We start from the raw sequence: 14,963 nt of genomic DNA, 5'->3' as shown, positions 1-14,963 counted from the left end.
ACGGCACCCGCACCGACTTACCCCCAGGCGGTCGTCGCCCAGAGCGCCACGGCCCGCTCCGGGTCCGCGAGCACGGCGGCCAGCAGCACGGTGCGGTCCGGCCGACCGAGCACGTCGGCGAGGCCCGCGGCCAGCCCGGCGGCCGACGTCGCGTGCACCCGGCCGGTCGCGTCGACCCACCACGGCACGGGGCGCCCGGCCACGGAGAGGCGCTCGTGCTCGAACCAGGAGGCGGGCATCCGGTGGTCGAGCACGGTCAGCCGCGGGTCCAGCTCGCGCTCGGTGCCCGGCATGTCCGGCGCGGGCAGCCCGCCCTCGCCGGCCAGCGGCAGGTCGAGCAGGTCGGCCAGAGCCTCGGCGTCCGCGGCCGGCGCCGGCAGCACCGCCCCCAGCGCGGCCCAGCGTGCGGTCCCGGCGACCTCGACGTCGTCCGCCCGCTGGACGACGACGTCGCTGGCGTCGAGCGCGGGCAGGCGGTCGGGCAGCGGATCCAGGGCCGACGAGCGGTCGGACGGGTCCAACCGTGCCGAGAGCCGTGCCAGGCCTCGCCACACCACGAGGGCGTCGCGCAGCGGCAGGCTGGCCCCCACCGCTGGTAGCCGGTCGAGCGCGGCCGGCCAGTCGGCGGCGTCGAGGTCGGTGAGCGCGTCGACCCCGCCGAGTGCACGCCGTGTCGCGACGTCGAGCCCGGCGAGGTCGCGCGGCGCCACCGGCAGCAGCGGGACGCCGTCGTGCAGCGCGAAGGGGGCACCGAAGCGCTCGCGCAGCCACCAGGCGGTGTAGGACGGCGCGGCGGCGCGACCGTTGCGCACCGGGGCGAGCAGGGCGTGGCGGGCGTCCGGGTCGGACGAGAGCCGCGACAGGACGCTCGGCCAGGCCTCGTCACCGACCGCGTCGAGGTCGGCGACGGCGGCCAGATCGCCGACGGCCACCCCCGCCCCGAACCGCGCGGCCAGCATCCGCAGGTAGTCCGACCAGCCCGCGAGCCAGCCGGCGGGGTCGTCCGGGCCGTGCTCGCCGTCATCCGGGTCCACGTCGTCCGAACCGTCCGCCTCCGGCGTGACGACGTCCGGCACCGTGTAGACGGCGGGCTCGGTGCGCGCACCTGCTGCGGCCAGGACCGGCGCGCTGTACCGGGCGACGAACTCGGGCGCGATGGGCACCAGGCCCGTGAGAAGCTCGGCGGCCCAGGTCCCCGGCAGCACCGCCTCGCGCAGCGCCACCGTCTCGCCGTCGACGGTGGGCACCGGGAGCTCGCCCGTCCAGAACGGCACGTCGGTGCCGCCGGCCAGACGCACGAGGGCCAGCGCATGGCTCACCAGCTCGAGGGCGCCGTCGTCGCTCTCTCCCTCCAGGACGGCCTCGGCCGCGGCGAGCGAGACGTCCCGCACCTCGGGGTCCTGGAGCAGCCGCCGCGGGTCGGTGGCCACGGCGCCGGCACGCAGCAGCAACGGGTGCGCGGCGTCCGGGTGCACCACCCGCAGCCCCAGCGCCCGGGCCGTCACGGCGAGCGAGGCCTCGTCGCCGTCGTCCGCAGACTCGGGCAGGACGACGGCGCCGCGGACGCCGGCGACCCTCCCGTCGGCGAGCGGGATGCGGGCACCGGCGAGGGACTCGAGCACCCCCGGCTCGGCGGCGTGCGGCTCGAGCGCGGTGAGCAGGGAGTGCCACCGGGCGGCGGGCAGGCCCGCCGGCAGGTCGTCGACGAGGTCGGCGAGCGACGCGACCGTGGCTCCCAGGGACCGCACCACGGCCTGGTGCCGGGACGGGACCACGACGAGGCCGGGCAGGACGGACGCCAGTGCCGCGACGAGCTCGGCGTCCTCGCCGGGCGCGCCGGCGACGACCAGGGCGTCCGCCGGGGCGACCCTGCCGTCCAGGACCGGCGTGGTGCGCAGGGCGTCGAGGGCCGACTCGCGGATCGCGGCGTCCACGTCGGAGGCGGGCATCCCGGTCGGGACGAGGCCGAGCACATCGACGCCCCCGGTGGCCCCGCCACCCGGCTCGTCGCGCGCGGCAGGTTCTTCGGCCGGTCCGTCGCCAGCGCCCCGCCCGCGGGCGAGGTCGCCGAGCAGCGCGGCGTACTCCCGGCCCGCGGCGGCCGTGAGCCGATCGGTCGCCCGGCCGGGCAGCACGCCGCGACGGCCCGCATCGACCGGGAACGTGGCGAGCAGCACCGCCGGGAGGTCGAGACCGACGTCCGTGGGGGTGGGAGCGTGCAGGACGCGACGCCGGGCGGCGTCCGGTGCGCCGCCGTCGGGCACCAGCGCCCAGGTGAGCGACCAGTCGAGCCGTCGGTGCTCACGCGGCAGCTCCGCGACGTCAACCTCGTCGAACCGACCCACCGCACTCCGCTGTGGGCTCGATTCTTGGCCCGATATGCGCCTCTTGTCCGCATCCTCGGCCCCAGATTCCGCGCCCACAACAGTGACGGAGGTGAGGGCGGGGAAGGCGAGCAGGAGGACGTCGTCCAGGTCGGCGAGCTGGGAGCGCACCGAGGCGAGCGCTGGGCCGTCCCGCAGCACGACCTCTACCACCGTGTCGTGCTCGGTGTCGGCCGGCAGCGCCGGCGCCTCGAACGGCAGGCGCAGCACCGGCAGGTCCACGCCCCGGCCGGCCACCTCCGCGGCGAGCCGCTCGGCGCCCGAGCGCCCGGAAGCCCCCAGCTCACCCAGGAGGTCTCGCGTCGCGGCCAGCGCGAAACGCACGCCGCCCCAGCGAGAACGCACCGTGACGTTGTCGGACACCGAACGCACCGCGGCGAAGCCCACGCCGAAACGCCCCACCTGGCCGGCACCGGACTTCGCCGAGGCCCGCAACGAGGCGAGCGACGCGACACCGTCCGCGTCGAGCGGGGATCCCGTGTTCGCGACGACCAGCCGGTGCGTGCCCGCAGGCAGGCCGCCGGTCACCCCGACGGGGGACACCGGCTCGAGGCGGACGAGGACGTGGCCGGGCACCCCGGCCCGGGCCGCGGCGTCGGCCGCGTTCTGCAGCAGCTCGACGACGACGCGGTCGCGGTAGTGGCCGCGGGCGTGGTCCTCCTCGGCGTTCGCGTCCTCACGGAAGCGGGTGGCGGACCCGAGCCACGCCTCCGCGACCGCGTGCCGCAGCGCGGCGGTCCCGAAGACGTCTTCCGTCACGCGATCCCGGTACCTTCCTCGTCGGGCTCACGAGCGGACGACGCGTCCGTACCCGGGACCACGACCCGCTCGATCGACGACTCGTCGATCAGCGGAGCGGGCGCCGGCCAGTCGCTCCGGCGCTGGGCCACGTCCGTCTCGGAGTGCGCCCCGCAACCGTGGTCCAGCGAGACGACCTTGCCGTCGTCCGGCGACCACTCGTTCGCGCACACCCCGAACAGCTGACCCAACGGACCCTGCAGCGGCACGAGGAACCCACACGCGGTGCACTCCGACGCCGACGCGACCGCTCCCGGAGCCGTCGGGCCGCGCGAGCCGCGGTACCACCGGTCCGCCGCCTCGTCGCGGCCCTGCGGGGACAGCACCCGCTGCCGGGCCAGGGCGAGCTCGTCGATCGCGACCGCGTCGAGCTCCTCGTCGCCGGTCGGCGTCCAGCCCGGCTCCAGGCGCGGGTCGTCGGCACGGAAAGGCAGGGTGTCGCCGGGCCTGACGTCGCCCGGGCGCAACCGCTCGGACCACGGCACCCACTGCGGGGAGAGGATCGCGTCGTCGCCCGGCAGCAGCTCGACCTCGCACACCGTCGCCGTCCGGCCGCGCGGCACCCGGGCCAGCGTCACCGTCCAGTACCAGCCGTGATAGCCCTTCATGCCAGCCGCGAACCGGTGCGACATGAGCCGCTCACCCTCGGCGAGCGCGCCGAGGTGCTCGCCGACGTCGGCCGGCGACGAGGCGACGTCCAGCGCCGCGGCGCGCGCCAGCTCGACGGCGCCCAGCAGGACGGCGTCGTTCCGGGCGCGCGAGCTCACGCGGCGTGCCCTCGCGGGCGCGTCGGCGGTTGCCATGATCGTCTCGCTCTCAGGAATCGAGGTTGTCGGCGACGGCACGGAGCATCGTGGCGACGCGCTTGCCGGCCTCGCCGTCCGGGTACTTGCCACGCTTGAGCTGGTCGCCCGTGCGGTCGAGCACCCGGATGAGGTCCTCCACGATGCCTGCCAGCTCCGACGGCGGCCGGCGCTTGGCCTTGACCACCGACGGCTGAGGGTCGAGCAGCGTCACCGAGAGGGCCGACGGGCCGCGTCGACCGTCCGCCACCCCGAAGTCGACCCGCGCGCCCGGCTTGGGGCTCTGGACGTCCTCGGGCAGCGCGGAGGCATGCAGGAAGACTTCACCGCCGTCGTCGTTGGCGATGAACCCGAACCCGCGCTCCGCGTCGTACCACTTGACCTTGCCGGTAGGCACCTGGACCTCTTCGTACTCGTCGTTCTTCACAGCTGCCCGGCCAGTGGGCCGAGGCAGTGTCCCAGGGTACCGGGAAGTTCGGCGGCTCTCCGTCCCAGGTGCTCACGGCAGGCTCAGTAGGCGCCCTGGGCACCGAGCACGACCTTGGCGGTGCGGGCCAGGATCAGCAGGTCGCCGAACGGCGTCCAGTTCTCCGCGTAGTAGACGTCCAGCCGGACCGCCTCCTCCCACGAGAGGTCGGAACGACCACCCACCTGCCACAGGCCGGTGATCCCCGGCTTGACGAGGAGCCGACGGCGCATCCGCGCCTCGTAGCGCGTGACCTCCTGAGGCAGGGGAGGCCGAGGTCCCACCAACGACATCTGCCCGGCCAGCACGTTGAAGAGCTGAGGGAGCTCGTCCAGCGAATAGCGTCGCAGCACACGGCCGGCGCGGGTCACGCGGGGGTCGTCCCGGCGCTTGAAGAGCACCCCCGCACCGTCGTGGTCGGCGTGCAGCACAGCGTCCTCACGATCCGCGCCCACCCGCATCGTGCGGAACTTCAGCATCCGGAAGGTATGCCCGCCCCGTCCGACCCGGTCCTGGCTGTAGAACACCGGCCCCGCGCTCGTCACCGCCACCACCAGTGCCACCACCACCAGCACAGGGAGCACCACGGCAGTGATCAGGGCCGCGCCGGTCCAGTCCATGAGGGTCTTGGCCACGTACTTGGGCCCCACGAACCGCGGAGCGTCGACGTGCAGCAGCGAGACCGACTGCTCGGGCGTCACCGTGATGCGCGGGCCGGCCACGTCGGCCAGCTCCGCCATGAGCATGAGGTCCACGCCGACCGGTTCGAGCTCCCAGCCGAGGCGGCGCACCGCCTCGGCGGTCATCCGGTCGGAGCCGGCCACGGCCACGCAGTCGGCGCCGACCTGGGCGGCGATCGTCGCCGCCCCGTCGAGGTCGCCCAGCACCGGCACACCGAGCACCTCCTCCCCCGGCCGGGCCTCGGCGGGAGGGGAGCACACCCCGACCACCCGATAGCCCGACGGGCGCTCGTTGAGCTCCCGGACGAGCCGCTCGGTCTGAGCGCGCAGACCGACGGCGAGCACCGCCGTCGTCGACTCGCCGCGCGCGCGGCGTCGCTGCAGCCAGCCGCGCCACTGCCAGCGGCCCACGAGCAGGAGCACCAGCCCGACCGGGAAGGCCACCACGAGGTAGGAGCGCAGGCCCGGCCAGGAGAGCAGGAACGCCCCCAGCGCGAGCAGCGCGAAGAGCCGCAGCGTCGCGTTGAACACCCGCTCGAACTCTCGCGGGCCGGACGCGAAGACGCGGACGTCGTACCCGCGGCTCAGGGCGATCGACACGGGCCAGACCGCCGCGACGACCACCACGAACACCATCTGGTCCGCCCGGATGGCGTGCGCCGGTGGCCAGACCCCGCCGAGGTTGTTGACCATGACCGCCAGGAACGTCGCCAGCGCGACCAGCGCGCCGTCGGTCACCATCAGCCGGCGGCGGTAGGCGGCTTGCCAGCTCCCGGCCCGGAACGTCGCACGCACCTCCCGCAGCCGGGCAGCGCGCACAGCGGCGAGCGCCCTGCGCGTGCGCTGCTGGACTCCGGTGAAGGACACGATGCCGACTCCTCGAGGTGACCTCTGATGTCACGACTCTAGGAGCGGGAGAACGGTTCGATGTGTGTTTCTGCATTGCTTTCACCCCCTCTTTCACCCGCCGGATTCAGGGAGCGTTTTCCCCGGTCAACCCCCCTTTTCACCCGGGTGAGAATCGCTGATCAGAGGCCGATCCCCAGGTCGGCGGCGAGACGCAGCGCGACGACGTCGAACCATGCCGCGGTGTCGTCGACCGACCCGGCCAGGTGCCCGAACATCTCGAACGACACCGTGCCCAGGACGGTCGTCCAGGCCATGAGGGTGCGCACCACCAGCTCCGGCGGGGCGTCGTCGATCAGCCCGCGCGCCGCGACGAAGTCCCGCGCGCCCGCCACGAGCGTCGCAAGGCCGCCTTCCGCCGTCGGGCCCAGCGGTGGGACGGCGCCCTTCGCGTGGGCGTCGGCCACGACCCGCACGAGCACCAGGACGAGGCGCGTCGCCGGGTCGACGGTGTCCCGCGGCGCCGCGTACCCGGGCACCGGGGTGCCGTAGAGCAGGCCGAACTCCCCGGGGTGGGCCACGGACCACTCCCGGACGGCGCGGCAGGCGGCGAGCCAGCGCGTCGTGACGTCGTCCCGGTCCGGGACCGTCGCCTCGGCGTCCTCGACCGCGGCACCGAGCTCGTCGTAGCACTCCACGATGAGCGCCGTCAGCAGCGCGTCCCGGTTCTCGACGTAGCGGTAGACGGCGGAGGACACCATGCCGACGTCGCGGGCGACGGCGCGCAGCGACAGGGCTGCGGGTCCGTCGGCCGCGAGGCGGGCGCGGGCGGCCGCGAGGATGTCGCGGGTGATGGTCTCGCGGGCGAGCGCCCGGGCGGTGCGTGGCGTGCTGGTCACGTCACGCATCGTTGCACGGATCGGTGCTCATCTTCGAGAGCAGCGCTCTTGTCCTGCGGGTCCGCCTGCGTCATACTGCGGAGCGAGAGCACTGTTCACAACAAGGAGCACTGATCATGGACCGTCATCTCGTCGTCGGCGCCGGCCCCGTCGGGCGGCACGTCGCCGCCCTGCTCGCCGGCCGCGGCTCGCACGTCGCGGTCGCCACCCGCTCCGGGCGCAGCACCGGGATCGACGGCGTGGAGCACCTGACGCTCGACGCCACCGACCCGGACGCCCTGAGCCGCGCCGCCGAGCACGCGGCCGTCCTGTACAACTGCGCCAACCCGGCCGACTACACCCGCTGGGACACGATGTGGCCACCGCTCGCCGCGTCGTTCCTGACCACCGCCGCACGCACCGGCGCCGTCTACGCCATCACCGGGAACCTCTACCCGTACGGCCCCGTCGACGGCCCGATGACCGAGGACCTCCCCGACGCCGCGACCGACCACAAGGGCCGGCTGCGGGCCCGGATGTGGGCCGACGCCCGGACCGCCCACGACGCCGGCCGCCTGCACGCCGTCGAGGTGCGCGGCTCGGACTACGTCGGCCCCGGCGTCGGGCAGAACGGCCACGTGTCGCGCGTGCTCCCGGCCGCCCTGCGGGGACGGCGTGCCTGGATGATCGGGCGCACCGACCTGCCGCACACCTTCACCGACGTGCGCGACGTCGCGCGGACGCTCGTCGCCGCCGCCGAGGACCCCGACGCCCACGGCCGCACCTGGCACGTCCCCAGCAACCCGCCGGTCACCCAGGCCCAGGCCCTGACCGACGTCCTCGCGGCCGCCGGCAAGCCCCCGGTGCCCGTCTCCTCGCTGCGCGGCCCTGCGCTGGCCGCCGTCTCGGCGTTCTCGCCCCTGGTGCGCGAGCTGCGCCAGCTCAGCTATCAGTGGGAGGCCCCGTACGTGCTGGACTCCCGGGCGGCGCAGGATCGGTTCGGGATCACCCCGACACCGTGGGAGGAGACCTGCCGCGCCACCGCCCAGCCCTGACTCCCGCGTGCAGGGGGCGGGCGTAACATCGTGCAGATGGCCGGCAGCTTCTCCGAATGGGTGCGCAACCGCTCCGACGACGAGCTCCTCGCTCTGCTCGCCGCCCGGCCCGACCTCGGCACCCCCGCCCCCTCCACGCTGCGATCGCTCGCCACCCGCGCCGCGAGCCGCACGAGCCTCGACCGCGCCCTGGGACACCTGGACGCCGGCACGCTGCAGGTCCTCGAGTCGCTGGTCGCGCTGTCCGACGGCGGCACCCCGGTCCGCCCCGAGCAGGTCGCCGCCGCGCTCGGGGCGCCCGAGGCGGGTACCGCCGTCGGGCGGGTGCTGGACGGGGCGCGGGCGGCCGCCCTGGTCTGGGAGGAGGGTGACGGGGTGCTGCCCACTCCCGGGCTGGAGGACGTGCTCGGCCCCTACCCGGCCGGGCTGGGTCCGGTGCGCGAGGGCGGACGCCCGGCCACGGGCGAGCTCCCCTCCGGCGCGCAGCCCATCCTGGACGCGCTCGCGTGGGGCCCGCCCGTCGGCGTCGTCCCGCCGCCCGGCACCGCTGCGCGCCGCGCCGTCGACGCGCTCGTCGAGGCCGGGTTGCTGCTGCGCTCCGACACCCGCCACGTGCTCCTGCCCCGCGACGTCGGGCTCTCGCTGCGCGGCGGCCGCACGCACCGCACGCCCGACCTCGACCCGCCGCGACCCGACGGCCGCGAGGTGCCGGCGACCGGCGCCGACGCCGAGGCCGCGACGGCCGCGCTGGAGACCGTCCGGCAGGTCGCCCGGCTCGTGGTGGCCTGGGACGACGCGCCGCCGTCGGTGCTGCGGGCAGGCGGCCTCGGCGTCCGTGACCTGCGCCGTACCGCCCTGCTGCTCGAGAGCGACGAGCCCACCGCGGCGTTCGTCGTCGAGCTCGCCGCGAGCGCCGGGCTGGTGGCCGACGACGGCGACGCCCCGGCGTCGTACGTACCGACCGTGCGGGCGGACCTCTGGGAGGACGCGGACGACGCCGAGCGGTGGGCGACGCTCGTGACGGCGTGGACGACGTCGCGCCGCACCCCGTGGCAGGTGGGGTCGCGCGACGAGAAGGGCAACCTGCGCGCCCCGCTGTCCCCCGACCTGCACCGGCCGTGGGTGGCTCGGCTGCGCGCCCAGGTGCTCGACGTGCTGGCGGCCCAGCCGGGCACGGCGCTCGGGCCCGACGAGGTCATGACGGTGCTGCGCTGGCGTTCACCCCGGACCGTGCCGCCCGCGGCGGCGCTGGCCGGGTTGCTGCGCGAGGCGGCGTCGCTCGGGGTGACCGGCGCCGGTGCGCTGTCCTCCCCCGGCCACGTCCTGGCGGCGAGCGTGCTGGGTTCCTCGACACGACCCGAACCTGGGGACGACGCCGGCACGGCCGTCGCGTCCGCGCTGCGGGACGTGCTGCCCGCGGAGGTCGACGAGGTGCTGCTGCAGGGCGACCTCACCGGGATCGTCCCCGGCCGTCCGTCGCCCGCGCTCGCCCGGCTGCTCGACCAGGCCGCCGACATCGAGTCCCGCGGCGCGGCGACCACGGTGCGGTTCTCCACCGGCTCGGTCACCCGCGCGCTGGACCACGGCCGCAGCGGCGCGGAGCTCCTTGCCGAGCTCGCCGGCCGCTCCCCGGTCCCCGTGCCTCAGCCCCTGGAGTACCTGGTCAAGGACACTGCGCGCCGGCACGAGGCGGTCCGGGTCGGTGCGGCGACCTCCTACGTGCGCGCCGCCGACCCGACGGCGCTGGCGGGTCTCACCGAGGATCCCCGGCTCTCCGGGCTGGGGCTCGTGCGGCTCGCACCGACCGTGCTCGCGGCTTCCGTCCCGGCGGCCGAGCTGCACGACTCGCTGCGCCGGCACGGCCTGCTCTCCGGCCTGGAGGGTCCGGACGGCCGGCCGCTCGGCACCGCCCGCCGCACGGTGCGGCTCGACCGCACCGCCTGGTCACGGCGCAGCACGCCGGCTCCGGTGCGGGACGCCTCGGCGGACGCCCGCACCGCCCTGGTCGCCCACCTGCGCGGCACGGCACCCGGCTTTGCGGGCTCCCGCACCGACCCGCCGACGGACGGCGCCGTGCGGAACACCGTGCCCGACGGCGGCGCCCCGGCACCGGTGGACGTCACGGACGGTGCGGGGCCACCCGCGGCGGGTGCCGCCGTCGGGCACGGGGCCGAGGAGCCGGGCGATGCGGTGGCCCTGCTGCACGACGCGCTGCGCGACGGGCGCACGGTGCGGGTCGAGATGGTCGGCCCTGCCGGTGCCCTGCAGCGACGCGACCTCAAGCCGTTGCGGCTCGAGGGCGGACGTCTGCGGGCGCTCGACGCGGTGCGCGAGGCCGAGCTCACCGTCGCGGTGCACCGCATCGCGTCGGTCGAGCCCCTCGACTGACGCGTCCGGCCGCGGGGTCTCAGCGCCCGAGCTTCTGGAACTGCCGCACGGCGAGCACCGCGAAGACGACCGTCACCAGGGCGGGGAAGACCACGGCCGCGCCGACCGCGTGCCCCTCGATCCAGTAGACGGGTTCCGCCGTCCCGACCCCCGGGGTGTGGAACAGCTCGCGGATGGCGCCGGCGGTCGACGACACCGGGTTCCACGCCGCGATCGTCCCCAGCCACCCGGGCATCAGCTCGGGCGGGGTGAACACCGACGAGATGAAGCCGACCGGGAACGCCACGGCGAACAGCGAACCGGCTGCCTCGGTGTTCTTCACCCGGAGCCCGAGGTAGACGCCCACGAAGATCAGCGCGAACCGCAGCCACAGCAGCAACCCGAACGCCGCCAGCGTCTCCCCCAGCGAGCCGCCGGGACGCCACCCGATGACGAGGGCGATCGCGCCGATCGTCGCCAGGTCCACCACCGCCTGGAGCAGGTCGGAGACCGCTCGCCCCGTGACCACGGCGGACGGAGACATCGGCATGGACCGGAACCGGTCCATGAACCCCTTCTCCTTGTTCTGCGCGACCGGGAACGCCGTGTTCATGAAGCCGAACGCCATGGTCATCGCGAACATGCCGGGCATCGCGTAGTCGATGTACCCGACGCCGGCGCCCATCCCCGTGACGTCCATGGCACTGCCGAAGACGTACACGAACATCAGCACCATCACCACGGGCATACCGAGCTGCCAGGCGAAGGTGGAGGGCTGTCGGGCGAGGTGCGTGAGCTCTTGCACGACGATCGTCCAGCAGTCCTTGACTGCCCAGACCACCCGGTAGGGCAGCGAGTCCTCGTCGGCCGGTGGGGCCGTGGTCGTCTCGGTCATGACACCTCCCGTGCCGTCAGGTCGGATGCCACCGGTGTGCCGGTGAGCTGCAGGAACGCCTCGTCGAGCGTCGGCCGCCGCAGGCCGATGTCGGCGACGTCCATCCCGTGCGCCCGCAGGTCCGCGGCGACCACGGTCAGGGCACGCACGCCGTCGGCCACCGGAGCGCTGACCACCCCGGCGAGGTCGTCCACCTCGGGTTCCGTGCCCGCGGCCCGGGCGACCAGGGCCTGGACCTCCGTCAGGTCCGCGAGGTCGGCGGCCGTCACCTCGATCCGTTCGTCGCCGATGCGGCGCTTGAGCCCGACGGGGGTGTCCTCGACGAAGTTGCGGCCCTCGTGGATCACGGAGATCCGGTCGCAGAGCTGGTCGGCCTCGTCCAGGTAGTGGGTGGTCAGCAGCACCGTGGTGCCCTCGGCGGCGAGCCGGCGCACCACCTGCCAGACCTCGCGCCGGCCGGCCGGGTCGAGGCCGGTGGTCGGCTCGTCGAGGAACAGCACCTGGGGCGACAGGATCATGCTCGCCGCGAGGTCCAGGCGCCGACGCATCCCGCCGGAGAACTTCTTCGGCGCACGGTCCGCGGCGCCCGCCAGGCCGAACTGCTCGAGGAGCTCGTCCGCCCGCCGGCGGGCCGTGGCCCTGTCGAGCCGGAACAGCCGGCCGAACATCGTGAGGTTCTGGCGCGCGGTGAGGAGGTCGTCGACCGCCGTCTGCTGGCCCGTGAGCCCGATGGCGCGGCGGACCTGCCGCGGTGCGGTGCGGACGTCGTGACCGGACACCTCGGCCGTGCCCGCGTCCAGCCGGGTGAGCGTGGTGAGGATCCGGACGGCGGTGGTCTTGCCGGCACCGTTCGGGCCGAGCAGCCCGTGGACCGTCCCGCGCGGGACGGTCAGGTCGACGCCGTCGAGAGCGAGGGTGTTCTTGAAGCGCTTGGTCAGGCCGCGGGCACGGATGGCCGGCGCGCCGTCGTCCGGGGGGATCGACATGTTGAGCTCCTTACTGGGTACGCTGCACGCAGCACACTACCGTACAGTGTACTCAGTACGCCAGTAGGATGGAGCGATGCGAGACCCCCGACTGTCCGAGGAGCCCACCACCGAACCGCCTCCCCTCGGCGCTGCCCGCGCCGCGGCGTCGGCGGCCGAGCGCGAGGCGGCTGACGCCGCGGCTGGTCGTGGCGACGCGGCCGACGGCCGAAACGTGAACCGCACCGCGGCGCGCGACATGCTGCGCAACACGCTCGAGCTGCTCTGGCACGGCTGGCAGGCCCCCGCGAAGGGGCCACGCCCTCGGCTGACGCTCGACCAGATCGTCGCCCAGGCCGTCGCCGTCGCCGACGCCGAAGGTCTGGACGCGCTGTCCATGCGCCGTATCGCCCGCGAGCTCGACGTCGGCACGATGTCGCTGTACCGGTACGTGCCCACCAAGGACGTGCTGCTCAACCTCATGCTCGACCGCGTGAGCGAGCCCGCACCGGCGCAGGGCGCGGCCGTCGGCACGTCGTGGCGGGGCGTCCTGGAGACGGCGGCCCAGGAGGGCCGCGCGCTCTACCTGCGCCACCCCTGGCTGATCCAGGTCAACTGGACCCGGCCGATCCTCGGTCCCAGCAGCGTCCGCTCCCTGGAGGTCGTCGTCGCCGGCCTCACCGACCTGCCCCTGCGCGACCAGGAGAAGATCATGGTGATCACGCTGCTCGACGCCTACGTCGTCGGCAGCGTGCGCCAGGAGCTGCTCTACGAGGCGGCCGCCGACGAGACCGGACTCAGCGAGGGCGAGTTCTGGGGAACCCAGCTGCCCTACATGGAGCACGCGATGGCCTCGGGCGCCTATCCGGTCCTGGCGACCCTGGACGAGGACTCCTTCGACGGTGGCTGGGACGAGACCTTCGACCTCGGCGTGCGGCTCTTCCTCGACGGTCTCGAGCGGGAGGTCGGACGCCGCACGCTGCCCGAGTCACACTGAGGGCCGGAACAGGCGCGGACCGCGCGGCGTTGGCACCCTGGAACCACTCACCGGAAGGACCCGCATGCCCGACGGCCCCCTCATCGTCCAGAGCGACAAGTCGATCCTGCTGGAGGTCGAGCACCCGCAGTCCGGCGACGCCCGCCGCGCCATCGCACCGTTCGCCGAGCTGGAGCGCGCTCCGGAGCACGTGCACACCTACCGGCTGACGAACCTGGGCCTGTGGAACGCGCGCGCCGCCGGGCACGACGCCGAGCAGGTCGTCAACACGCTCATCGCCTACTCGCGCTACCCCGTGCCGCACTCGCTGCTCATGGACGTCGCCGAGACGATGGGCCGGTACGGGCGCCTCACCCTGGCCTCGCACCCGACGCACGGGCTCGTCCTGGAGTCGACCGACGCCGCCGTGCTCGCCGAGGTGCTCAAGTCCAAGCGGACCGCCGGGCTCGTGGGCGAGCGGATCGACGGCACGACCGTGGCGGTGCACCCCTCCGAGCGCGGCAACCTCAAGCAGGCCCTGGTCAAGCTCGGCTGGCCGGCCGAGGACCTCGCCGGGTACGTCGACGGCGAGAAGCACCCGATCACGCTGTCGCCGACCACGAAGCCCGTCTACCCCGGCGAGGACGCCGCCGCGTGGGAGCCGCGGCCCTACCAGGCGCAGGCGGTCGACGGGTTCTGGCACGGCGGCTCCGGCGTCGTCGTCCTGCCCTGCGGTGCCGGCAAGACGATCGTCGGCGCGGGGGCGATGGCGAAGTCCGGGACCACCACGCTCATCCTGGTGACCAACACGGTGAGCGCACGGCAGTGGCGTGACGAGCTGGTCCGCCGCACCTCCCTGACCGAGGACGAGATCGGGGAGTACTCCGGCTCACGCAAGGAGATCCGCCCGGTCACCATCGCGACGTACCAGGTGCTCACCACGCGACGCAAGGGCGTGTACACCCACCTGGAGCTGCTCGACGCCCGCGACTGGGGCCTGGTCGTGTACGACGAGGTCCACCTGCTGCCCGCACCGATCTTCCGCATGACGGCCGACCTGCAGGCCAGGCGACGCCTCGGCCTCACCGCCACGCTGGTGCGCGAGGACGGCCGCGAGGACGAGGTGTTCTCCCTGATCGGCCCCAAGCGGTACGACGCACCGTGGAAGGACATCGAGGCGCAGGGGTACATCGCCCCGGCGGACTGCGTCGAGGTGCGCCTCACCCTGCCGGAGCACGAGCGGATGCTCTATGCGACGGCCGAGCCGGAGGACAAGTACCGGCTCGCGGCCTGCGCACCGGGCAAGAACCGCGTCGTGGAGCGGCTCGTCGCGCAGCACCCGGACGACCAGGTGCTCGTCATCGGCCAGTACATCGACCAGCTCACCGAGCTCGCCGACCACCTGGACGCGCCACTGATCACGGGCGCGACGACGGTCCGCGAGCGCCAGAAGCTGTTCGGCGCCTTCCGGTCCGGCGAGATCTCCCGGCTCGTGGTGTCCAAGGTCGCGAACTTCTCCATCGACCTGCCGGAGGCCTCGGTCGCGATCCAGGTCTCGGGCTCGTTCGGGTCACGCCAGGAGGAGGCACAGCGGCTCGGACGGGTGATGCGGCCGAAGCAGGACGGGCGCACGGCGCACTTCTACGCCGTCGTCGCCCGGGACACCGTGGACCAGGACTTCGCGGCCCACCGCCAGCGCTTCCTGGCGGAGCAGGGCTACGCCTACCGCATCGTCGACGCCGAGGAGCTGGACGGAGCGAAGTGAAGGGTGGGGGCCGAGGAGCTGGACGTCGTGCAGTAGAGGGTGGGGGCCGACGGCGCGGCAAACGTCACCCACGTCGGGATTGCGC

General features: G+C 74.5%; 11 protein-coding genes. 4 read left to right on the top strand and 7 right to left on the bottom strand.

Annotation, left to right across the window (positions count from 1 at the left end; all coding sequences use genetic code 11):
- Positions 1-17: 17 nt before the first annotated feature.
- The 5 genes from PZC42_RS06135 to PZC42_RS06115 form a co-directional block, all read right to left on the bottom strand.
- Positions 18-3,143: a sacsin N-terminal ATP-binding-like domain-containing protein gene (locus tag PZC42_RS06135; protein ID WP_277209328.1), complete on the bottom strand. Its 3,126-nt coding sequence runs from the start codon at positions 3,141-3,143 to the stop codon at positions 18-20.
- Positions 3,140-3,985, bottom strand: coding sequence for a DUF3027 domain-containing protein (locus PZC42_RS06130; protein WP_277209327.1), 846 nt, complete (start codon positions 3,983-3,985; stop codon positions 3,140-3,142). The genes PZC42_RS06135 and PZC42_RS06130 overlap by 4 nt, the downstream gene beginning before the upstream one ends.
- Positions 3,986-3,998: 13 nt before the next feature.
- Positions 3,999-4,382, bottom strand: coding sequence for a cold-shock protein (locus tag PZC42_RS06125; protein ID WP_277209968.1), 384 nt, complete (start codon positions 4,380-4,382; stop codon positions 3,999-4,001).
- Positions 4,383-4,495: 113 nt separating this feature from the next.
- Positions 4,496-5,998 (bottom strand): sugar transferase, encoded by a 1,503-nt coding sequence (locus PZC42_RS06120; RefSeq protein WP_277209326.1) that lies wholly within the window; start codon positions 5,996-5,998, stop codon positions 4,496-4,498.
- Between the two features lie 161 nt (positions 5,999-6,159).
- Positions 6,160-6,876, bottom strand: a complete 717-nt coding sequence (locus PZC42_RS06115) for a TetR/AcrR family transcriptional regulator (protein ID WP_277209325.1) — start codon at positions 6,874-6,876, stop codon at positions 6,160-6,162.
- A 116-nt stretch (positions 6,877-6,992) separates the two neighbouring features.
- Here PZC42_RS06115 and PZC42_RS06110 point away from each other — a divergent pair, with 116 nt between their 5' ends.
- Together PZC42_RS06110 and PZC42_RS06105 are read left to right on the top strand one after the other, a co-directional pair.
- Positions 6,993-7,910 carry an NAD-dependent epimerase/dehydratase family protein gene (locus PZC42_RS06110; RefSeq protein ID WP_277209324.1) on the top strand — a complete coding sequence of 306 codons (918 nt, stop codon included), beginning with the start codon at positions 6,993-6,995 and terminating at the stop codon, positions 7,908-7,910.
- 36 nt (positions 7,911-7,946) lie between these two features.
- Positions 7,947-10,298, top strand: a complete 2,352-nt coding sequence (locus tag PZC42_RS06105; protein ID WP_277209323.1) for a helicase-associated domain-containing protein — start codon at positions 7,947-7,949, stop codon at positions 10,296-10,298.
- 19 nt (positions 10,299-10,317) lie between these two features.
- Here the strand turns inward: PZC42_RS06105 and PZC42_RS06100 are convergent, their stop codons facing one another.
- Together PZC42_RS06100 and PZC42_RS06095 are read right to left on the bottom strand one after the other, a co-directional pair.
- Complete coding sequence (locus PZC42_RS06100; RefSeq protein WP_277209322.1) at positions 10,318-11,172, bottom strand: ABC transporter permease; 855 nt, start codon at positions 11,170-11,172, stop codon at positions 10,318-10,320.
- On the bottom strand, positions 11,169-12,158 hold the full coding sequence (locus PZC42_RS06095; RefSeq protein WP_277209321.1) for an ATP-binding cassette domain-containing protein: 990 nt from the start codon (positions 12,156-12,158) through the stop codon (positions 11,169-11,171). Before PZC42_RS06095 ends, PZC42_RS06100 begins: the two co-directional genes overlap by 4 nt.
- 76 nt (positions 12,159-12,234) lie before the next feature.
- On the opposite strand from PZC42_RS06095, the gene PZC42_RS06090 reads away from it, so the two are divergent.
- Both PZC42_RS06090 and PZC42_RS06085 read left to right on the top strand, forming a co-directional pair.
- Positions 12,235-13,134 (top strand): TetR/AcrR family transcriptional regulator, encoded by a 900-nt coding sequence (locus PZC42_RS06090; RefSeq protein WP_277209320.1) that lies wholly within the window; start codon positions 12,235-12,237, stop codon positions 13,132-13,134.
- A gap of 64 nt (positions 13,135-13,198) precedes the next feature.
- Positions 13,199-14,878, top strand: coding sequence for a DNA repair helicase XPB (locus PZC42_RS06085; RefSeq protein WP_277209319.1), 1,680 nt, complete (start codon positions 13,199-13,201; stop codon positions 14,876-14,878).
- The last annotated feature ends 85 nt before the right edge of the window (positions 14,879-14,963 follow it).

The sequence above is a fragment of the Isoptericola croceus genome (genome assembly GCF_029382255.1).
Lineage (GTDB): Bacteria > Actinomycetota > Actinomycetes > Actinomycetales > Cellulomonadaceae > Isoptericola > Isoptericola croceus.
Note: the sequence above shows the minus strand (reverse complement) of the source record. Positions and strands in the feature narration are given on the sequence as shown.